Origin of the sequence: Pandoraea pnomenusa, from assembly GCF_040391475.1 — a bacterium.
Taxonomy (GTDB): Bacteria; Pseudomonadota; Gammaproteobacteria; order Burkholderiales; family Burkholderiaceae; genus Pandoraea; species Pandoraea pnomenusa_C.
In genome coordinates this window covers 194,087-213,977 of the sequence record NZ_JBEBXS010000007.1, presented here as the reverse complement: position 1 = coordinate 213,977, position 19,891 = coordinate 194,087, and the positions used below count along the sequence as shown (strand labels likewise).

Below are 19,891 nucleotides of genomic sequence, written 5' to 3'. Positions count from 1 at the left end.
GTGTCGCCATCGGTGCTGGATGCGCTGCGCCAGTGAAGGGCAGCGCATCGCGACGTAACGCTGTCCGCTCTCAGGCGCTGGCCGGCACCGGCTTGGCCGGGGCGTGCCGCGCAATGCGCAGCACCATGAACGCGCCGATGATGCACACCCCGCCCGAGAGCATCGACGCCATCGTGTAATTGCCGAGCGTGGCGCGCAACGAGCCGGCAACGAGCGCTGCGGTGGCGGCGCCGAGCTGATGGCCGGCCACGATCCAGCCGAACACGATCGGGGCCATCGTCTTGCCGAAGACATCGGTCGTCAGGCGCACCGTCGGCGGCACCGTCGCGATCCAGTCGAGTCCGTAGAACAAGGCGAAGAGCGGCAGGCCGAAGAAGTCGAAGCCGAAGGCATACGGCAGATAGATCAGCGACAGTCCGCGCAGTCCGTAGTACCAGAACAGCAGCACGCGGCTGTTGTAGCGATCGGAGAGCCATCCCGAGAGCGTGGTGCCCACGAGATCGAGCATGCCCATCGCGGCGAGAATGCCGGCGCCCTTGACTTCGGAGATGCCGTAATCGCCGCACATCGCGATGAAGTGCGTTCCGATGTAACCGTTGGTGCTTGCGCCGCAAATGAAGAAACTGAAGAAGAGCAGCCAGAAGTCGCGCTTGCCGGCGGCCATGCGCAGCACGGAGAGGGCATGGGCAAGCGGATTGCCCTGACCGAGCGGTACGTCGGGGGTGTCCTCCGGCGCGCCGACGGGACGCAGCCCGACCGAGCCCGGACGCTCGGGCACGAGCAAGGCTACGAGCGGCAGCACGGCTGCGGCGACGATGGCCACGATCAGCACGACCGGTCGCCAGCCGAAGCGCTCGGTTATCGCCGCCATCATCGGCAGGAACACCATTTGTCCCGTCGCCGAACTCGCCGTCAGAATGCCCATCGCCAAGCCGCGATGCGTATGGAACCAGCGGTTTGCCACCGTTGCCGCCAGGGTAACGGCAGCGACCCCGGTGCCGCCGCCCACCATCACGCCCCAGATCAGCACCATCTGCCACGGCGCGGTCATCAGCGACGAAAGCGCCGTACCGGATGCCAGCAGCAACAACGCGACCATCACGGTCGGACGAATGCCGAATCGCTGCATCGCGGCTGCCGCAAACGGGCCGGTCAGCCCATACAACGCCAGGTTGACGGAGATCGCGAGCGAAATCGTGGCACGGCTCCATCCGAAGTCGTGCTCGAGGGGCACCATCATCACGCTAGGGGTCGCGCGAATGCCCGCCGACGCGAGGAGGACCAGAAAAATGACACCGACCACAATCCACCCGTAGTGGAAGCGGCCGTCGATGCGCCTTGCAAGTGCTGCCTTCATGGCGAGATTCCTTGGCGTCCGGTGGCGAATTGGGTTGCCATGCCGGGAACGTTTGCGAGGGGCGGGCTGTCTACGCTCATTCGGATGTTTGTGACAGCTCGGTAACATGAGGTTGCCATGTTATGAACCGATCGGTAACATGTCAAGTATTCCATTGCGACGGCAGGGCTATCATCGCTCGATGCCGCCAATCATCGGATTCACCGTTCAGGGAGCGCCAGACGAATGGCCAAATCGACAACGCCAGGCACGCCGCAAACCGTGACGGGCCAGGGCACGAGCAGCGAGGGCACGGCGACACCGGTGCGTCGACGCCGCGCGGTGTCGCGTTCGGGCAAGACGGCACGACACGTCACGCCTGCGCCGATAGCGCAGCAGCACCTGCTGGATGCCGCCGTGGAGCTGTTCCACACGGAGGGCGTGCGTGCGGTGGGGGTGGACGCCGTCGTCAAGCGCGCGGGCGTGAACAAGATGAGCCTGTACCGCCAGTTCGCGTCGAAGGACGAGCTGATTCTGGCGTACCTCGATCACATGCAGACGGCGAGTCTCGCACGCATCGACGCGAGTATCGCGAAACACGAGGGCGAACCGCGTGCGCAATTGCTGCAGATTTTCGTGGACCTCGCCGAGCGGGCGAGTCAGTGCGGCTATCGCGGTTGTCCGTTCGTGAACGTGGCGGCCGAATTCCCGGACCCCGAACATGCGGCGCGCAAGTCGGTGGTGAATTACAAGGCGGAAGTCGTGCAGCGTTTCACGACGCTGGTGACGGCGGCCGGCGTGCAGGCACCGGCGCCGCTGGTTGACGCGCTATCGCTGATTCTCGAAGGGGCGTACGCCGCGAGCCAGACCTTCGGGCCGGGCTCGGCGCCGCTGCGTATTCTGCCGACGGTCGCGCGTCAGATCATCGATGCCGGGCTGGCCGGCGAGTTGAACGCGGCGTGAGCGCGCCGGGGGCGCCGGGCGCGCCGGGCGCACGTCAGGCGCCCACCGAAGCGACATCCGGACTGCGGGATCAGGCGGCGAGGCGTTGTCGCGCTACGGCGGCGGTGCCGTGCGCGCCGTCATCGAGGGCGGCGCTGACGAACTGACTCTCCGACGTCATGCGAAACGCGGCTACTGCCTGGTCGAGCAAACGCGCCTGATCTTCCATCGACGCGGCAGCGGCAGCAGCCTGCTCGACGAGCGCCGCGTTCTGCTGCGTCACCTCGTCCATCTGCGTCACCGCCCGGCCGACTTGCTCGATGCCGTGGCTCTGCTCCTCGGACGCTGCCGAAATCTCCCCCATGATGTCCGTCACCCGGCGCACGGCCTGCACCACGTCGTGCATCGTCTGACCGGCCTGCGCGACGAGAACCGAACCGTCCTGCACGCGACCGTTCGAGGCTTCGATCAGCTCCTTGATTTCCCTGGCGGCGGCAGCGCTGCGCTGGGCAAGCGTGCGCACCTCGCCGGCGACCACGGCGAATCCGCGTCCTTGTTCGCCGGCCCGCGCGGCTTCCACGGCAGCGTTCAACGCAAGAATGTTGGTCTGAAAGGCAATGCCGTCGATCACGCTGATGATGTCGACGACCTTGCCCGAGCTTTGCGAGATCCCTTCCATCGTGGCCACGACCTGATCGACCACCTGACCGCCGCGCACGGCGATCGAGGAGGCGTTCTCGGCGAGTTGACGGGCCTGACGCGCGTTATCGGCGTTCTGGCGCACGGTCGACGTCAGTTCCTCCATCGACGACGCCGTCTCCTCCAGTGCCGCCGCTTGTTGTTCGGTGCGTGCCGACAGATCGGTGTTGCCTTCGGCAATTTCGCGCGCCGCGATCGTGATCGCGCTGGTGCCGCCCCGGATGCGTCCGATCATCTGCTGAAGGTTGGCTTGCATGCGTTGCATCGCAAACAGCAAGCTGGCGCCGTCGCCGCGGCGCAGACGCACCTGCGTGAGCAGGTCGCCGTCGGCAATGCGAGTGGCGATATCGGCGGCATATTCCGGCTCGCCGCCAAGACTGTCCTGCACGTTACGAATGATGAGCAGCATCACGCCCGACACGGCCAGACCGATGACGGCCAGCATCGCGCCCCAGCGCAACAGCGCACCCACGAAGGCGGCATTGATGTCGTCGACGTAGACGCCGGTGGTCAGATACCAGTCCCACGGCGAATACGCGCCCACACGGCTGATCTTCTCGACCGGCTTCTCCGAGCCGGGCTTGGGCCAAAGATACGTGACGAACGGATCATTGGTGCGCGCGGCGGCGACGATGTCCGAAAACATGAGCTTGCCCGACGGATCGCGGAACTGACTCATGTCCTTGCCTTCGAGCTTGGGATTGACGGCGTTCAGCACGATGATGCGCTGCGAGTTCAAGATACCGAAATAGTTGTCGCCGTCGTAGCGAATCGCCCCGATCTGTTCGCGGGCGAGTTTCTGCGCTTCGGCGACGGGGATTTCCCCGCGCTCGGCGCGCGCGGCGTAATGCTTGACCAGACTCAGGCCGGAATCGACCACGTGTGTCAGCCCTTCGCGACGCTCGGCGAGCATCGTGTTGCGCTGTGCCCAGGCACCCCAGACGGCCATCGCGAGCAAACTCACCCACATCAATGCCACGGCAGACCACAACTTCGTTTTCAAACTCAACTGCTGCATCACTTCGTCTTCCCCACTGATTCCGCTTCGGTGTTTGCCGCTGGTATCACGGCTGCGGCGGCTGCGCGTGACGTGCGACCTTGTCCGCGCGGTCCGATTGTCGATCGATTGTCAGTGCTCATGATGAAAGCACGGACCGAACGTGTGCTAACGGCAGTTCGTGCGTGGACTTGAGTGAGGCGCATGCGTGAGCGCGCCGCGCGGCCGGGGTGACCCGGGCGGCGGCGCTGGGGCTCGAGCAGGCTTCAGGGGAGACGACGAGCGGGGTGCGCTCAGCCGTGGATGACCACCATCAGGCCGCGTGCGACGGACTTGCCGACGTTGCGGATCGCGTGGGCGCGGTCGGCAGGGTAGCGGGCGGTTTCGCCCGGTTTGGCGCGTCGGGCGTAGTGCTCGACCTCGATGTCGATCTGGCCGTCGAACACTGTGAAGTGCTCGCGCGTGCCCGGATCGTGCGGCTCGGAGACCAGTGCGGCGCCGGGTTGCAGCGTCAGCTCGTACCACTCGAATTTGCCCGCGAGCTCCATGGGACCGAGGATCTTCAGTTGGTAGGTATGGTCGGTGCCGGCGAGCGTCGGCGTTTCATGCTTGCCGACGATGCGTACCGGTTCCGGGTCGCCCGCCGGGGCGCCGAGCAACTGGTCGAGCCGCACGCCCAGTGCATTGGCCAGGCGCCACGCCACGGCGATGGTCGGGTTGGCCTTGTCGCGCTCGATCTGCGAGAGCATGGACTTCGAGACGCCGGAAGCGCGCGAGAGCGTCTCGAGCGTCATGCCGCGCTCCTTGCGCAGTTGCTGAATCATGTCGCCGACGGGCGGCGGGGTGCTCGGCGCCGACGCCGTGGCAGATGGGGTACTTGCCATAAGGGTTCCGGGATATTAGAATTTTTCAATATATTGAAACTTGTTCAATATAAAGTATAGTTTCCGATAAGGTGGATGGCGCAATAGTAGCAGAGCACGCCGCGCTGTCCTGCCCGATATTCATGGCTTCAGAACGCTGCCCGTCCATCGACGCCGGCAGCGTTCCCCCGGCGGCGCCGCACAACGGTGCCGCCGTCCGCACAAAGGAGATGCGCACGATGACCGCACAAACCCCGGAGGCCCGCGAGGGCTTCTACCGGCAACTGACCGAACGACTGGAAGACACGCGCCGCCAGGGCCTTTTCAAGCAGGAACGCGTGCTCATGTCGCGGCAGGGGCCGGAGGTCATGTGCGACGACGGGCAGACACGCATCAACCTGTGCGCCAACAACTATCTCGGGCTCTCGGGCAGCGAGGTACTCGTCAAGGCCGGTCAGAAGGCGCTGGAAGACTTCGGCTTCGGCCTGTCGTCGGTGCGTTTCATCTGCGGCACGCAGGGCCCTCACAAGGAACTCGAAGCGCGCATCGCCGCCTACCTCGGCACGGAAGATGCCATCCTCTATGCTGCAGCCTTCGACGCCAACGGCGGTGTGTTCGAACCGTTGTTCGACGAACAGGACGCCATCATTTCCGACGCGCTGAATCACGCCTCGATCATCGACGGCGTGCGTCTTTGCAAGGCACAGCGCCTGCGCTATGCGCATAACGACATGGACGACCTGGAGCGCCAGCTGCAGGCGGCTGCCGGGGCGCGTCATCGCATCATCGTCACCGACGGCGTGTTTTCGATGGACGGCACCATCGCGCAGCTCGATCGCATTGTGGCGCTGGCCGAGCAGTACGGCGCGCTCATCATGATCGACGAGTGTCATGCGACCGGATTCATGGGGCCGACGGGCCGAGGTACGCACGAGCATCACGGCGTGCTGGGCAAGATCGACATCATCACCGGTACGCTGGGCAAGGCGCTCGGCGGCGCGATGGGCGGCTTCACGGCCGGCCGTCGCGAGGTGATTGAGACGCTGCGTCAGCGTTCGCGTCCGTATCTCTTCTCGAACAGCCTCGCCCCGGCGATCGTGGGCACGTCGCTCGCGGTGTTCGACGAACTCGAGCATTCGTCCGCACGACGCGAGCAACTGCACGCGAACACGGCATTTTTCCGTCAGGAGGTGGCGGCGCTCGGCTTCACGATCAAGCCGGGCACGCACCCGATCGTGCCCGTCATGCTGTTCGACGCCACGCTCGCGCAGCGTTTCGCACAGCGTCTGTACGAACTCGGTGTGATCGCCACCGGCTTCTTCTACCCGGTGGTGCCGCAGGGGCAGGCGCGCGTACGCGTTCAGCTCTCGGCGGCGCACACCCGTGAACACCTGACCCGTGCGCTGGCGGCATTCGCTCAGGCCGGCAACGAACTCGGCATTCTCAAGCAAGGTTGAACATGGAACGCATCCTCATCATCGGCGCCAACGGGCAGATCGGCAGCGAGTTGGTCGAGGCCCTGGCGGCCCAGTACGGCAACGAGAATGTCATCGCCTCGGATATCGCGCCCGGACCGTCGCGTCACCCGGTCCATTACGAGACGCTCGACGTCCTCGACGCGGGGCGTCTGGCCGCGTTGGTCGAGCGCTTCGGCATCACGCAGATCTTCCACCTGGCCGCGCTGCTGTCGGCCACGGGCGAAACCCGCCCGCTGCAGGCCTGGACCCTCAACATGAACGGCTTGCTCAACGTGCTCGAACTCGCACGCGAGCGCAAGCTGCGCGTGTTCTGGCCGTCGTCGATTGCCGCGTTCGGGCCGCATACGCCGGCGGTCGAAACGCCGCAGCTCGCCATCATGGACCCGACCACGATGTACGGCATCAGCAAGCAGGCGGGCGAGCGCCTGTGCGAGTACTACTTCACGAAGTTCGGCGTGGACGTGCGCAGCTTGCGCTATCCGGGCGTGATCAGCTACAAGACGCCGCCGGGCGGTGGCACGACCGACTATGCGATCGACATCTTCCAGGCAGCGCGACGCGGCGAGACCTATACGTGTTTCCTGAAGGAAGATGCCACGCTGCCGATGATCCACATGCCGGACGCCGTGCGCGCCACGCTGGAATTGATGAACGCCGACGCTGCGCGACTGCGCGTGCGCTCGTCGTATAACGTGGCCGGGGTCAGCTTCGACCCGGCGACGCTCGCGGCAGCCATTGCGCGTCGGGTGCCTGGTTTCACGGTGAAATACGCGCCCGACTTTCGCCAGGCGATCGCCGAGACGTGGCCGCACACGCTCGACGACACGCACGCGCGTTACGACTGGGGCTGGAAGCCGGCTTACGATCTCGACGCGATGGTCGACGACATGCTCGCTAACGTGCCGCTGGACTGGCATGCCCCCGCATTGGGAAACGCCGCCTGAAGGGAGGGCCGAAGCGCAGAAATGAGCGGGGGCGGCGATGACTATGCCGCGCGACGTCCGACGTGACGTAGGGGGTCGGGCGAGACGCCGGTCACTGACTCGGCGACGGTGAATTTTGAAGACGGCTCGAGCAAGGCGCGTGCGATGTTTCGTCGTACGCGCCTTGTTGCATTTGGCGCCGGGTTTGCCTTGCCGCTTACCTTGGGTGATGGACCGCGTAGTAAGCGAGCGCGGCGATGACCGCACACGTCACGGCGAACGCGCGCCGACGCCAACGATAGGCAGGACTCAGGCTGATGGCGCGAACCCGGCCTTCTTCTTTCGAGTGGTAGTAGCTCATATTGCGTCTTCTCGGATCTGGTGCACGGTCTTCGCCGCGAAAAGAACCCGCGCGACAGTGTGTCGATGCGCCCCCCGGCGCATGGTTCGCGAGTTCTGAATCGATTATGCGACCGCACAAAAACGACCGCGAATCAGTATCTATACCGATAGGTGTGGCCTTTTTGACACGGTTCGTGTGGTGCACAACGCGTTTCGACGGAGCCTTCGGATCGTGTTTTTCCATGATTTTCGAATGCAAGTGGCGGTCGCCGGAGCGTGGCGGTGCGGCTTCTCGGGCGAATCGCTCGAACCGCGAGATTCTCGAAATGCGAAGTTCATGCAGAATCCACAATTCCCCGCTTGCATGCCGCGTGGCGCGCTGAAACAATGCCCGAAAACGACGGCCGCACGCAGTGGCCGCTTTCAGATCGTCGTTGAGCTCACGCCTGGGGAGGGTTGTGCCATGACGCCGAAATCGTGCCGCACCATCGCATGCGGCCAGTGCGGAACCGCCGTCCGGCGCGCCGCCTGTTCGACTTTTTCCTTCGTCGCCGCGAGCCTGGGCGCCGTCATTGCCATGCACACGGCCGATGTGCACGCACAGGAAGCCATGCTGCGCGCCAACAATCAGGTCTGGCTGGGCGCCGGCGCCCAGCAGTTGCACTACTGGGAGACCATCGCACCGGGCAAGAGCGATTCCGAACGCGGCACCACGGCGGCATTCGCCCTGGGCGCATCGACGCAGCGACAACTGTTCGGCGTGTCGAACCTCTATTTCAGCGGCACGGTGCGCGTGGCGCACGGCAATGTCGACTACGGCGGCTACTTGCAGGATCTGACAGGCCGGGTCGTTCAGCCGAACTATCAAATGACGACGCGCTCCACGGCCACGGACGTCACGCTCAAGGCCGGCAAGGCGTTCCCGTTTCATCTGGGCACCTGGAACGCGCAGGTGGTGCCTTATGTGAGCTACAGCTACCACGACTGGATTCGCGACAGCAGTCGCGACCCGTATGGCTTCTACGAACGCTATCGGCATCACGTGGTCGGCGGCGGGCTCATGGGGCAACTGGAAGTGACGCCCAGGCTCGTGGCGACCGCCGATATCCGGGCGGGCGCGATGGTCGGGGCGTCAATGACGCAGGCGGGCTCGCAGAATACGTTCAGCCTCGGCAACAAACCGGTGGTGGTGGCCGGGCTGGGGCTCGACTACGCCGTGGCGCGCAACTTCCACGTGAACGCGACGTATGAGTGGTCGCGCTTTCAGTACGGCCGCTCCGGCGTCACGCAGGTCGCGCCGGGCATGAACGCCTACGAGCCCGACTCGAAGACGATTACCCAGACGTGGATGATCGGCGCGGGTTACGCGTTCTGACACGCCACGCGCTGCGGCTGCCGACGGCCGCATGCCAGCCGTGATCCCAAACGACAACGCCGCGCGGCTGGAAAGCTCGCGCGGCGTTGTCGTTAGAGGCGGATCGGCGATCAGGTTGCGCCTTCGACGTCCTCGAGACTGAACGTCTCCGTATGGTCGTTGTACGAGAAGATCTCGGCGTAACGTCCCCAGTTGATGGCGGTATCGAGCGTTTCCTGAGCGAGATCGTCCGACATCGAGTCTTCCAGCTCCTGCTCGAAACGCACGCGCGGCGCCCGTTGTCCGCGACGCTCCTGCAACACGGCGCGGATCTTCGCGGCGAGCGGCACGTGACGCAGCAGATGCTCGGCAAACAGTACCTTGCGCTCCTGCGTGCTCACGTCCACGAAACGCTTGCCTGCGGGCGTGAGCAGAATGTCGCCCTCCTTGAGTTCCGCGAAACCCAACTGGTCGAGAATTTCCGCCACGGGGAAGAGATCGTCGACTTCGAGCAGCAGCGTCTGCGCGATGTCCGGCAAGTCGGCGCGGCCGTTGTAGGGCGGCACGGCAAGCGCTTCGAGCAGACCGGCCATCAGGTTGGTCGAGACCTCATGCAACGGGCTCGACAGTTCCAGCGGCATCTTCTGCGTGGTGTGTGCATTGCGGCGCGAGGTCATCAGCGCGTAGATGTCGTCGACCATCTTGCGGAAGGCCGGATCGAGGCGGTTGCGACGATGCGCGAACGGCACCTTGATCTCGGCGACCACGCGGCCCGGATTCGACGACAGCACGAGGATCCGGTCGCACATGAACACGGCTTCCTCGATGTTGTGCGTGACGATCAGGATCGACTTGATCGGCAACTGACGCTGGCTCCACAGGTCGAGCAGGTCGGTACGCAGCGTCTCGGCCGTGAGCACGTCGAGCGCGGAGAACGGTTCGTCCATGAGCAGCAGCGTGGGGTTGACCACGAGGGCGCGGGCGAAGCCCACGCGCTGACGCATCCCGCCGGAGAGTTCGCGCGGATAGGCGTTTTCGAAGCCGTCCAGACCGATCAGGTCGATGGCGGCCAGCGCACGTTTGCGACGCTCCTTCGGCTCGACGCCGAGCGCTTCGAGTCCGGCTTCCACGTTCTGCAGCACGGTGAGCCACGGGAACAGCGCGAACGTCTGGAACACCATCGCCACACCTTCGGGCGGGCCTTCGAGCGGTTGTCCCAGGTAGCGGATGTCACCGGCGCTCGGCTGGATCAGGCCCGCGATGATGCGCAGCAGGGTCGACTTGCCCGAGCCGGAGCGGCCGAGCAGGCCGACGATCTCGCCTTCGTGCAGTTGCAGATTCACACCGTCGAGGACCTGACGTTCGTCGCTGCCCTTGCGGAAACCGCGGCTGACGTTGGCGAGCGAGAAGATCTCTTTTCCGGCAATCGGTTGGGTATCGTTCGGCATCACGGTCCCTTCAATTCAGGCGAAGCTTGTTTTCGGCGATGGCGTACATGGGGCGCCACAGCAAGCGGTTGAACAGTACGACGAACAGCGCCATCACGGCGATGCCCAGCAAAATGCGCGGATAGTCGCCCGCGGCCGTGGTTTGCGCGATGTATGCGCCCAGCCCGTGCGCGGCAACCTTGTCGTCGCCCCACTGCACCCATTCCGAGACGATCGAGGCGTTCCATGCGCCGCCCGAGGCCGTGATCGCGCCCGTCACGTAGTACGGGAAGATGCCGGGCAGCATCACCTGACGCCACCACTGCCAGCCGCGAATGCGGAAGTTGGTGGCGGCTTCCTTGAAGTCGTTCGGGAACGTCGTGGCGCCGGCGATGACATTGAACAGGATGTACCACTGCGTGCCCAGCACGATGAGCGGCGAGAGCCAGATGTCCGGATTCGCGTGGAAGTGGACGATGGCGACCACGAAGATCGGGAACAGCAGGTTGGCCGGGAACGCGGCGAGGAATTGGGCCAGCGGCTGGATACGCTCGGCCAGCTTCGGACGCAACCCGATCAACACGCCCAGCGGCACCCAGATGGCCGAGGCGATGGCGATCAGGACCATCACGCGTACCAGCGTGATCAGGCCGAGACCGAACACGCGCAGCACCTCGGAGAAGCCGACCTCGGCGAGCACGAAGTCGCAGATCTTCCAGGCGGCCCACACCCCCATCACCACGAGCACCGTGGCCCACAACCAGTCGATCACGCGCGAGAGACGGGTGTTCGATTCCGAGTGGATCGCTGCGGGCAGCGAGATGGGCATGCGCATGCGGGCGATCGTGCGCAGCAGCTTGCCGAACGGGCGCAGCAGGTACTGGATCGCGCGCGTGCGCTGGATCATGTTCAGCACCCACGACTCGGGCGCGGCTTGCGAGACGGTGTCTTCCAGGCGGAACTTGTCGGACCACGCGACCATCGGGCGGAACAGGAACTGGTCGTAGATGATGATGACGACCGTCATCGCCAGGATCACCCAGCCCACGGCGTGCAGGTCACGCTGGAGGATGGCCGTGGCGAGATACGCGCCGACGCCCGGCAGCGTGACCGTCTTGTCGCCCACGGTGATGGCCTCGGACGCCACCACGAAGAACCAGCCGCCCGACATGCTCATCATCATGTTCCAGATGAGGCCGGGCATCGAGTAGGGGACGTCCAGTTTCCAGAACCGTTGCCACGGCGAGAGGCGCAGGTTCACGGCCACTTCCGCCAGATCGCGCGGCTGGGTGCGCATCGACTGGTAGAAGGAGAAGGTCATGTTCCACGCCTGGCTCGTGAAGATTGCGAAGATGGCGGCGCATTCGGCGCCGAGCACGCGTCCCGGGAAGAGGGCGAGGAAGAACGTGACGGTAAATGAGATATAGCCCAGCACCGGCACCGACTGGAGGATGTCGAGCATCGGCACGAGCAGCTTCTCGGCACGTCGGCTCTTGGCGGCGAGCGTGCCATAGACGAGCGTGAAGACGAGCGACGCGATCATGGCCGCGAGCATGCGCAGCGTGGTGCGCAAGGCATACTCGGGCAGATTCGACGGGTCCAGCGATATGACTTCGGTCTGCAGGTCGGCCAGCGGCGCCCAGGTCTGGCGAATGCCCGACGAACTGACCATCAGAAAGCCGATGATGATCGGGAAGGCGATGAAATCCCAGCGATTGGGCAGCAGGCGTCGCGCAGTGGCGGGGATGAACGGACGGGCTACGCGCGTCATCAAGACCTCGAGAGATTGAGGGTTCGGACGAACAACAGGACTCGGCGTCGGGATGCGGCGCGGGCGGCGACAGGCACGCGCGCAAGGACGGCAGCGGATGCTACCAGATTGCCCCGTAAAAAGATGTTAAAGCGCATGGTACAGGCTGGCAAACCGGGCACCGTATGCCCGATTGTGGTTTTTATGCTGCACTGCGCAAAGTCGTGGTTTCGATGGGCGATACTCCGCGTCGAGGGCGACGGGTATCGCGGGTGGTGAGCGGACGGTGAGCGGACGGTGAGCGGGCGCCGGAAGTCCGTCGGACCGACGTCGGAACCCGGGTCCGGATGCGAAATCGATGTGCTGAAGATGTGAACTTTATGGGCATTGCGCAGACCAATCCCCGCGGCTTGCTTCGCGCCGTGCGGTGGTGTAGTGTGCACCGCTCGATCGGGCCACGGCGCTGCTTGCCGGGGCGGCGAGATGCCATTCCGGTGGTTATGCGGCATGCCGGCCCGTCCCCCTCCAATTCCAAGACAAGCAAGGATGCGCCGCATGACGACGCCATTAGACGCGCGTTGCGAGCGTGCACGACAACTGAGTGCCGCCGGCCGGCTCGACGAGGCGATCGCCGAGTTGCGTCAAGTTCTGAAACAATCCCCCGAATTTCTGCCCGCCCTTGAAGGGCTTGCCTATGTCTCGCTGCGCATGAGTGCGTTCGAGGCGGCGGCCGACGCGTTCGACCGTGTGCTCGCGCTCGTGCCACAGCCCGGCGCGCAAGCCTGTTTCGATGCCGCGATGGCCAGCCTTCAGGCCGGGCGTCAGATGCGCGCCGAAGCGCTCTTCGAAGCCACGGTGCAGCAGTCGCCGGACATGATCGGCACGATGCACACCGTGGGCCTGACCTGGGCGCAGGCGGGCGATAACGCCCGGGCGCTCGTCTGGTTCGAGCGCACGGCCGCGAAAGCGCCGGCGCTGTGGCAAGCCCATTTCAATCGAGGGCGCGCGTTGGGCGCCCTCGGGCGTTACGACGAAGAGATTACGGCCTACCGTCTGGCCAACGCCATCGCCCCGCAGCAACCCGATCCGCTCGTGAATCTGGGCGTGGCGCTGCGCGAGCAGCACGCGTTCGCCGACGCGCTGCAATGCCTGCAAGACGCGGTGAAGCTGGCCCCTGACCATGCGGGTGCGCGTACCAACCGGGCGCAGACCAACCTGCTGCTCGGCGATTTTGAGCATGGCTGGCACGACTATGAGTGGCGCTGGGACGGCGACGGGCAGAAGCGGCGCTTTACCGACCGTCTCTGGGACGGGCGCACGTCGCTCGAAGGCAAGACCATATTCGTCTACTGCGAGCCGGGCTTCGGCGATACCCTGCAGTTCGTGCGCTTCCTGCCGCGTCTGGTGAAGATGGGGGCGAATGTGGTGCTGTCGGTGCAGGCGCCGCTCGTTACGCTGCTCGGTGGCGTGGCCCGAGGCGTGACGGTGCTTGGCGAACACATGCCGGTCCCGTCGTTCGACTGGCAGGTCCCGTTGCTCAGTCTGCCGCATCTGCTGGGTGTAGGGGGCGACGTGGCGGTGCATTCGCCGTATCTGCGCTCCAGCGCGTCGCGCGAAATCATCTGGCGTTCGATGCTGGGCGCAAAGCCCGAAGGCGCGTTGCGAGTCGGGTTCGTGTGGCGCGCACGCCCGTTCCCGCCGCATCGCGACGTGGCGCTCGCGCATTGGGCGCCTGTCTTCGAATCCGGCGCGCAGTGCTTTTCGTTGCAGGTCGACGCGACCGACGAAGAGCGCGCCGAGCTGGCCCGTTATCCGAATGTGCGCGATATCGGCGCAAAGCTCAGCGATTTCGCGGAGACCGCGGCCGTCATTGCGCAGATGGATGTCGTGATTGCCGTCGACACGGCAGTGCTGCACGTGGCAGGCGCGTTGGGTAAGCCGGTTTGGGGGCTGCTCAATTTCACCCCGGACTGGCGCTGGCAATTGACGCGTCGCGACAGTGACTGGTATCCGTCGGTCACGCTCTATCGTCAGCCCGAACGCGGCGATTGGGACGGCGTGATGGCGCAGGTCGGCCAGGATCTGGCCGCGCTCGCGCGCGGCGAATCGACGAGGCTGGCCGCCGAAGTGGCGCAGTCATAGTGTCTTGCCAGCACGCCGTGCCGGGTGGCGCGGCGCGCTGGCGTGCGGACGTCAGCCGGCATCGGCCTGATCGTCCTCTTCGTCGCGCATGCGCGTGTAGATGTTCCAGCACGAGATGAAGAGGGCGGCGACGAGCGGGCCGATCACGAAGCCCGTCAGGCCGATGAGCGACATGCCGCCGAGCGTGGAGATCAGCACGAGCCAGTCGGGCAGCTTGGTGTCCTTGCCGACGAGGATCGGACGCAGCACGTTGTCCACGAGACTCACGATGGTGCCGCAGAACGCGAACAGCACCACCCCCTTCCAGATCGCTCCCGACAGCAACAGCCAGATGCCGACCGGCACCCACACCACGGCTGCCCCCACCGCCGGCAGCAGCGACAGAAACGCCATCACCACGGCGGCGAGCACGTATCCCTGAATGCCGAGCACTGCAAAGATGAAACCGCCGAGCGCGCCCTGTGCGACCGCTACGGCGATGTTGCCTTTGACCGTGGCTCGCACGACCGTCGTAAATTGCCGGATCAACTGGCTCTTGTGACGCTCGTCGAGAGGGAGTCCACGGCGGATCCATGCGCCGAGCACGGTACCGTCGCGTAGCAGGAAGAACAGCAGATAGAGCATCACGCCGAAGCTCACCAGCAACTGCGCGGTGTTCTGGCCGATGCTCACTGCGTAGACGGCCACCAGGCGCCCGATTTGCGCCGCGCCATCGCCGAGCTTGAGCTGAATGGCGTTGATGTCCTGCACCCCGGCGAGATCCATGATGCGATGCACGCTGGCGGGCAGGCGATCGAGCAGGTGCTGGAAGTCGACGGTGAGCTGGGGCAAATCGGTACGGAAGCGCACGAGCGCCGTGCTGACTTCCTGCGTGAGCATGCCGACCACGATGGTGAGTGGCAGGATCACGATCAGCAGCACGATCGCGAGCGTGGTGAGGGCGGCGAGATTGCGCCGTCCGCGCATGCGAAGCAGTATGCGCCGCTGCACCGGCTGGAACAGCAGGGCGAGGATCGTTCCCCAGAAAATGGCGCCGAACAGCGGAAACATGATCCATCCGAACGCGACCGTGACAACGAACAGCATGAGGTGAAAGAACTTGCGCTGGTCGCTACGACTCGACATGGGGCTTCCTCGCAGATGACGACGGCGCGGGCGGCGCGTCTGGGGTTCTTATAGCAGAATCGGACGTCTCGCCGATGGATTGGATGATGCGCAGCACGAGCGGATGCCCCTCGCCGCGACGCGACCGGATCGCGTGGATCTCTTCATGCACGCTGTCCGGACGCCCGAGCCAGCGCAGGCCCCGCAGCATCGAGACGTCGCCGGCCCCCGCCTCGCTCAGGGGAAAGACACCCATACCGCGCGTGGCGAACACCGCCATGAGCGCGCTGTCTTCGAACTCGCCGACGATATTGGGGCGGATACCCTGGGTTTCGAACCACTGGTCCAGCCTGGCCCGCAGCGCGGAGTGGCCGGTCGGCAGGAGCACGGGCAGATCGGCGAGGCATTGCGGGAACGCCTCGCGCGACGCGTTGCGCACCACCGAGGCCGGCCCATACCAGTCGACCGGCGATTCGACGAGGCGTTCGCTCGCGAGTCGCAGCGTCGGGTTGTACGGTGCAGGCTGGCTGGCGAGTACCAGATCGAGCTTGTGCAATGCGAGTTCGGCGAGCAACTGCTCGTGCTCGCCCTCGTGGCAGACGAGCCGCAGGGCAGGGGTGTCGAGCACCGGTGCGAGGATGGCGTGCGCGGCGAGCTTGGAGATGCCGTCGGCGAGTCCGATGGCCAGACGCGCCACGCGCCCGCTGGCCGCTTCCCGAACTTCGTCCGGAATCGACTGGCCCAGGCGGAAGATCTCTTCGGCGCGGCGAAACGCGGCCTGCCCGGGCTCGGTCATCGTCACGCCGCGGCCTGCGGGCTTGAGCAACTGGTGGCCGAGCGACTTTTCCAGTTCGCGCACCTGCGCACTGATTGTCTGAACCGCCATGTCGAGCCGCTCTGCCGCGCGGGCAAAGCCGCCTTCCTTGACGACGACCCAAAAATAGTAAAGATGTCGGTAGTTCAACATGTTGATGTAACTTCGAAAAAACCGAACTAGCACGAAGTATATAGCTGGTTTTTGCGAAGCATGAGTTCGACGATGATGCTGTCCTGAGCTCGCATCCTACGTTTGGTGCGGGGAGACTGAAGGGAAGGAAACGGGAGACGCGCCGTACGGGCGGCTGTCCCGATAACCATACGGAAACTCTGGCGCACAAATGGACTATTTACTTGCTTTGGCGGCCGACCCCGCGGTGTGGGCATCGCTGGTCACCCTGGTGGTCATGGAGGTCGTGCTCGGCATCGACAACCTGATCTTCATCTCGATCCTGAGTAACAAGCTGCCGTTGTCGATGCGTGCGCGCACACAGCGCATGGGTATCGGGCTGGCGCTGGTCATGCGTCTCGGGCTGCTCAGCACCGTGGCCTGGATCGCGAAGCTGACGACGCCGCTGTTCGAAATGTTCGACCATGCGTTCTCGTGGCGCGACCTGATTCTGATTGCGGGTGGTCTCTTCCTCGTGTGGAAAGCGACGAAGGAGATGCATCACCACGTGGCGAACGGTGCGGACGATGCGGACGATGAGGCCGGGGCATCGGCGGATGGCGAGACGCCGTCGAGCACCGGCACGCTGGTCACGATCACGGCACGTGCTGCGGTGATGCAGATCCTGATGCTGGACCTGGTGTTCTCGATCGACAGCATCGTGACCGCTGTGGGCATGACCGAGCATATCCCGATCATGTTCGTGGCAGTGATTGCCGCAGTGACGGCCATGCTGTTTATGGCGGGCCCCCTCTCGCGTTTCATTGCGGCGAATCCGACGGTAGTGATGCTGGCGCTGGGCTTCCTGCTGGTGATCGGTATGACGCTGATTGCGGAAGGCTTCGGGTCGCATGTGCCGAAGGGCTACATCTATGCGGCGATGGCGTTCTCTGCATTCGTGGAAGCACTGAACATGATTACGCGGCGAGCCAAGGCGCGTCGCCAGGCGGAGAAGGCGCGCGTGCTGCACTGAACGGTGTAAGGCGGCAACGGAAGCCGTGACGTGAATCCGAGGCGGCGCCGGTGAAAACCGGCGCCGCTTTTCCATTTGCACGACGGCGCTTCCGTTCGGATTTTTCGATGTCGGGTGAATGAAAATGCAGGTTTTTCCGTTACGCGACGCCCGATACATTGAGGGCGTTGTCTTTTACGTGACGGAGCGAAACGATGAAATGCCCTGTGTGCGGTACCCCGGACTTGCTGATGACGGAGCGTCAGGGGGTAGAGATCGACTATTGCCCGACGTGTCGCGGGGTTTGGCTCGATCGTGGCGAGCTGGACAAGCTGATAGAGCGCACCGATGGCGGGCCGGCGATGACGTCGCCGGCACAGTCGGCACGCAGCTACGAGCGAAAGCCGCGTCCCGAGCGCGAGGTGCGGGAGCGAGACGACGACACCCGGTTCGGCCATCATCGCGAATCGCATGATCGGCGCGATGCTCACCACGGCCACGACGATCGCCGACGTCACTACGATCAGCCGCGTAAAAAGAAGTCGCTGCTCGAGATGTTCGACTTCGATTGATGCCAGCGGTCAGCGGGTGAGGTGAATTCGACGGACGAAAAAAAACGGCTTCCATCGCTGGAAGCCGTTCTCAAATTTGGTGGCGAATCAGGGACTCGAACCCCGGACCTGCGGATTATGATTCCGTCGCTCTAACCGACTGAGCTAATTCGCCGTAGAAGAAAGATTATAGGTAGGCCCCCATAGGCTGTCAACATCTTTTTTGCGATACCGATAAAAAACATGCAACCGGCATCGCGAAGCGGTGGCCGGAGGTCATCCATCGCTGCTTCAAATGACAACGCCGGGGCCCAAGGGCCCCGGCGTTGAGGATCTGTCGATCCATGAACACCGTGTCTGGCGGGGTGACCCGTCAGTCGTTGGCGTAGATGTCGACGTCCTTGGTCTCCTTGATGAACAGCGTACCGATCACGAAGGTGATGAGGGCGATGATGATCGGATACCAGAGGCCCGAGTAGATGTTGCCCTTGGCAGCCACGATGGCGAATGCGGTTGCCGGCAGGAAGCCACCGAACCAGCCGTTACCGATGTGATACGGCAGCGACATCGACGTGTAGCGAATGCGCGTCGGGAACATTTCCACCAGCATGGCGGCGATCGGGCCGTACACCATCGTCACGAAGATCACGAGAATGGCCAGCAGTACCACGACCATCGGCTTGTTCATCTGCGCCGGGTCGGCCTTCGCAGGATAACCGTCGGCCTTGAGCGTGGCCGCCATGTTCGTCTCGAACGCCTTGATCTGATCCTTCGCGTCGGCGGCGCGGCCGTCGACCGACGGGATCACCTTGTCGCCGATTCGCACGCTGGCCATGGTGCCGGCCGGTGCTGCCTCGTTGTTGTAGTTCAGACCGGAGCGCGACAGGAAGCTCTTCGCGATATCGCACGAGCTCGTGAAGCGCGACGTGCCCACCGGGTTGAACTGGAACGAGCACTCGTTCGGATCCGCAATGACGGTGATCGGCGAGCGTGCCGTAGCCGCTTCGAGCGCCGGGTTGGCGTAGTGCGTGAGCGCCTTGAAGATCGGGAAGTACAGCAGCGCCGCGAGCAGGCAGCCGGCCATGATGATCGGCTTGCGGCCGATCTTGTCCGACAGCGCGCCGAAGAACACGAAGAACGGGGTGCCGATCAGCAGGCCCAGCGCGACCATGATGTTCGCGGTGTTGCCGTCGACCTTGAGCACCTGCGTCATGAAGAACAGCGAGTAGAACTGGCCCGTGTACCAGACCACTGCCTGACCGGCCGTGAGACCGACCAGCGCCAGGATCACGATCTTCAGGTTCTTCCACTCACCGAACGACTCCTTGAGCGGTGCCTTCGAGGTCTTGCCTTCGGCCTTCATGCGCTGGAATGCCGGCGATTCGCTCAGTTGCAGACGAATCCACAGCGAGACCAGCAGCAGCACGATCGAGAGCACGAACGGCACGCGCCAGCCCCACTCACCGAATGCGTCCTCGCCCATCACCATGCGGGTACCGAGAATCACGAGCAGCGAGAGGAACAGACCGAGCGTGGCGGTCGTCTGGATCCACGCCGTGTAGAAGCCGCGACGGCCATGCGGCGCATGCTCGGCAACGTACGTGGCAGCACCGCCGTACTCGCCGCCGAGCGCCAGGCCCTGCAGCAAGCGCATGGCGATGAAGATCACCGGTGCGGCGATACCCCACGACGCATAGCTCGGCAACAGACCGACGACCAGCGTGGACAGACCCATCAGCGTGATGGTCACGAGGAACGTGTACTTACGACCCACGAGGTCACCGATGCGGCCGAACACGATCGCGCCGAACGGACGCACCGCGAAGCCCGCCGCAAACGACAGCAGCGTAAAGATGAACGCGGCCGTGGGATTGATGCCCGAGAAGAAGTGCTTGCTGATGAAGGCGGCCAACGAACCGGCCAGGTAAAAGTCGTACCACTCGAACACCGTGCCCAGCGACGACGCGAAGATGACTTTTCTTTCTTCTTTCGTCATCGGCGCGTGGGAGGTGGCTGTCGTTGCAGTAGCCATGCGGTTGTCTCCTG

15 protein-coding genes, 1 tRNA gene and 2 pseudogenes are annotated in these 19,891 nt (G+C 64.4%); 7 read left to right on the top strand and 11 right to left on the bottom strand.

The window, feature by feature from the left end; translation table 11 throughout:
- Positions 1 to 70: 70 nt before the first annotated feature.
- Positions 71 to 1,357 carry an MFS transporter gene (locus tag ABWO90_RS10350; RefSeq protein WP_353191127.1) on the bottom strand — a complete coding sequence of 429 codons (1,287 nt, stop codon included), beginning with the start codon at positions 1,355 to 1,357 and terminating at the stop codon, positions 71 to 73.
- A gap of 225 nt (positions 1,358 to 1,582) precedes the next feature.
- Here ABWO90_RS10350 and ABWO90_RS10345 point away from each other — a divergent pair, with 225 nt between their 5' ends.
- Positions 1,583 to 2,299, top strand: coding sequence for a TetR/AcrR family transcriptional regulator (locus tag ABWO90_RS10345; protein ID WP_353191126.1), 717 nt, complete (start codon positions 1,583 to 1,585; stop codon positions 2,297 to 2,299).
- A 70-nt stretch (positions 2,300 to 2,369) separates the two neighbouring features.
- On the opposite strand, the gene ABWO90_RS10340 is transcribed toward ABWO90_RS10345, so the two are convergent.
- On the bottom strand, positions 2,370 to 3,995 hold the full coding sequence (locus ABWO90_RS10340; protein WP_502922590.1) for a methyl-accepting chemotaxis protein: 1,626 nt from the start codon (positions 3,993 to 3,995) through the stop codon (positions 2,370 to 2,372).
- Between the two features lie 272 nt (positions 3,996 to 4,267).
- The gene (locus ABWO90_RS10335; protein WP_353191124.1) at positions 4,268 to 4,858 is read right to left on the bottom strand and encodes a helix-turn-helix domain-containing protein; all 591 of its coding nucleotides are present in this window, start codon (positions 4,856 to 4,858) and stop codon (positions 4,268 to 4,270) included.
- Between the two features lie 218 nt (positions 4,859 to 5,076).
- Here ABWO90_RS10335 and kbl point away from each other — a divergent pair, with 218 nt between their 5' ends.
- Both kbl and ABWO90_RS10325 read left to right on the top strand, forming a co-directional pair.
- Positions 5,077 to 6,294: a glycine C-acetyltransferase gene (kbl, locus tag ABWO90_RS10330; RefSeq protein WP_353191123.1), complete on the top strand. Its 1,218-nt coding sequence runs from the start codon at positions 5,077 to 5,079 to the stop codon at positions 6,292 to 6,294.
- Positions 6,295 to 6,296: 2 nt separating this feature from the next.
- Positions 6,297 to 7,259: an NAD-dependent epimerase/dehydratase family protein gene (locus tag ABWO90_RS10325; RefSeq protein ID WP_353191122.1), complete on the top strand. Its 963-nt coding sequence runs from the start codon at positions 6,297 to 6,299 to the stop codon at positions 7,257 to 7,259.
- A 196-nt stretch (positions 7,260 to 7,455) separates the two neighbouring features.
- Here the strand turns inward: ABWO90_RS10325 and ABWO90_RS10320 are convergent, their stop codons facing one another.
- Positions 7,456 to 7,599: a hypothetical protein gene (locus ABWO90_RS10320; protein ID WP_353191121.1), complete on the bottom strand. Its 144-nt coding sequence runs from the start codon at positions 7,597 to 7,599 to the stop codon at positions 7,456 to 7,458.
- A gap of 444 nt (positions 7,600 to 8,043) precedes the next feature.
- On the opposite strand from ABWO90_RS10320, the gene ABWO90_RS10315 reads away from it, so the two are divergent.
- Positions 8,044 to 8,955, top strand: coding sequence for a hypothetical protein (locus ABWO90_RS10315; RefSeq protein WP_353191120.1), 912 nt, complete (start codon positions 8,044 to 8,046; stop codon positions 8,953 to 8,955).
- Between the two features lie 110 nt (positions 8,956 to 9,065).
- Here the strand turns inward: ABWO90_RS10315 and ABWO90_RS10310 are convergent, their stop codons facing one another.
- The 3 genes and pseudogenes from ABWO90_RS10310 to ABWO90_RS25045 all read right to left on the bottom strand — a co-directional run.
- Entirely contained in the window at positions 9,066 to 10,382 is a 1,317-nt protein-coding gene (locus ABWO90_RS10310) for an ABC transporter ATP-binding protein (protein WP_353191119.1), read from the bottom strand.
- 10 nt (positions 10,383 to 10,392) lie between these two features.
- Positions 10,393 to 11,037: pseudogene (locus tag ABWO90_RS25050) on the bottom strand (ABC transporter permease subunit); the annotation flags it as partial.
- An 86-nt stretch (positions 11,038 to 11,123) separates the two neighbouring features.
- A pseudogene (locus tag ABWO90_RS25045) lies at positions 11,124 to 12,132 on the bottom strand (ABC transporter permease subunit); the annotation flags it as partial.
- A 534-nt stretch (positions 12,133 to 12,666) separates the two neighbouring features.
- Between ABWO90_RS25045 and ABWO90_RS10300 the strand changes: the two are divergent.
- A complete protein-coding gene (locus ABWO90_RS10300) occupies positions 12,667 to 14,253 on the top strand; it encodes a tetratricopeptide repeat protein (protein ID WP_353191117.1) in 1,587 nt (528 codons plus the stop codon).
- Positions 14,254 to 14,304: 51 nt separating this feature from the next.
- Here the strand turns inward: ABWO90_RS10300 and ABWO90_RS10295 are convergent, their stop codons facing one another.
- Positions 14,305 to 15,378, bottom strand: coding sequence for an AI-2E family transporter (locus tag ABWO90_RS10295; RefSeq protein ID WP_353191116.1), 1,074 nt, complete (start codon positions 15,376 to 15,378; stop codon positions 14,305 to 14,307).
- The gene (locus tag ABWO90_RS10290; RefSeq protein ID WP_353191115.1) at positions 15,365 to 16,324 is read right to left on the bottom strand and encodes a LysR substrate-binding domain-containing protein; all 960 of its coding nucleotides are present in this window, start codon (positions 16,322 to 16,324) and stop codon (positions 15,365 to 15,367) included. Before ABWO90_RS10290 ends, ABWO90_RS10295 begins: the two co-directional genes overlap by 14 nt.
- Before the next feature lie 190 nt (positions 16,325 to 16,514).
- Between ABWO90_RS10290 and ABWO90_RS10285 the strand changes: the two genes are divergently transcribed.
- Entirely contained in the window at positions 16,515 to 17,315 is an 801-nt protein-coding gene (locus tag ABWO90_RS10285; RefSeq protein ID WP_353191114.1) for a TerC family protein, read from the top strand.
- 194 nt (positions 17,316 to 17,509) lie between these two features.
- A complete protein-coding gene (locus ABWO90_RS10280; RefSeq protein ID WP_353191113.1) occupies positions 17,510 to 17,866 on the top strand; it encodes a TFIIB-type zinc ribbon-containing protein in 357 nt (118 codons plus the stop codon).
- A gap of 77 nt (positions 17,867 to 17,943) precedes the next feature.
- Here the strand turns inward: ABWO90_RS10280 and ABWO90_RS10275 are convergent.
- Together ABWO90_RS10275 and ABWO90_RS10270 are read right to left on the bottom strand one after the other, a co-directional pair.
- A tRNA-Met gene (locus ABWO90_RS10275) sits at positions 17,944 to 18,020 on the bottom strand.
- A 198-nt stretch (positions 18,021 to 18,218) separates the two neighbouring features.
- Positions 18,219 to 19,877 (bottom strand): MFS transporter, encoded by a 1,659-nt coding sequence (locus ABWO90_RS10270; RefSeq protein ID WP_353191112.1) that lies wholly within the window; start codon positions 19,875 to 19,877, stop codon positions 18,219 to 18,221.
- Positions 19,878 to 19,891 lie beyond the last annotated feature (14 nt).

Bases quoted from the DNA above. Each gene is read 5' to 3' on its own strand.
- ABWO90_RS10350 (WP_353191127.1), bottom strand. From the start codon at position 1,357: ATGAAGGCAGCACTTGCAAGGCGCATCGACGGCCGCTTCCACTACGGG.
- ABWO90_RS10315 (WP_353191120.1), top strand. From the start codon at position 8,044: ATGACGCCGAAATCGTGCCGCACCATCGCATGCGGCCAGTGCGGAACC.
- ABWO90_RS10290 (WP_353191115.1), bottom strand. From the start codon at position 16,324: ATGTTGAACTACCGACATCTTTACTATTTTTGGGTCGTCGTCAAGGAA.
- ABWO90_RS10280 (WP_353191113.1), top strand. From the start codon at position 17,510: ATGAAATGCCCTGTGTGCGGTACCCCGGACTTGCTGATGACGGAGCGT.
- ABWO90_RS10340 (WP_502922590.1), bottom strand. From the start codon at position 3,995: ATGCAGCAGTTGAGTTTGAAAACGAAGTTGTGGTCTGCCGTGGCATTG.
- ABWO90_RS10335 (WP_353191124.1), bottom strand. From the start codon at position 4,858: ATGGCAAGTACCCCATCTGCCACGGCGTCGGCGCCGAGCACCCCGCCG.
- kbl (WP_353191123.1), top strand. From the start codon at position 5,077: ATGACCGCACAAACCCCGGAGGCCCGCGAGGGCTTCTACCGGCAACTG.
- ABWO90_RS10345 (WP_353191126.1), top strand. From the start codon at position 1,583: ATGGCCAAATCGACAACGCCAGGCACGCCGCAAACCGTGACGGGCCAG.
- ABWO90_RS10325 (WP_353191122.1), top strand. From the start codon at position 6,297: ATGGAACGCATCCTCATCATCGGCGCCAACGGGCAGATCGGCAGCGAG.
- ABWO90_RS10320 (WP_353191121.1), bottom strand. From the start codon at position 7,599: ATGAGCTACTACCACTCGAAAGAAGAAGGCCGGGTTCGCGCCATCAGC.
- ABWO90_RS10310 (WP_353191119.1), bottom strand. From the start codon at position 10,382: ATGCCGAACGATACCCAACCGATTGCCGGAAAAGAGATCTTCTCGCTC.
- ABWO90_RS10285 (WP_353191114.1), top strand. From the start codon at position 16,515: ATGGACTATTTACTTGCTTTGGCGGCCGACCCCGCGGTGTGGGCATCG.
- ABWO90_RS10295 (WP_353191116.1), bottom strand. From the start codon at position 15,378: ATGTCGAGTCGTAGCGACCAGCGCAAGTTCTTTCACCTCATGCTGTTC.
- ABWO90_RS10270 (WP_353191112.1), bottom strand. From the start codon at position 19,877: ATGGCTACTGCAACGACAGCCACCTCCCACGCGCCGATGACGAAAGAA.
- ABWO90_RS10300 (WP_353191117.1), top strand. From the start codon at position 12,667: ATGACGACGCCATTAGACGCGCGTTGCGAGCGTGCACGACAACTGAGT.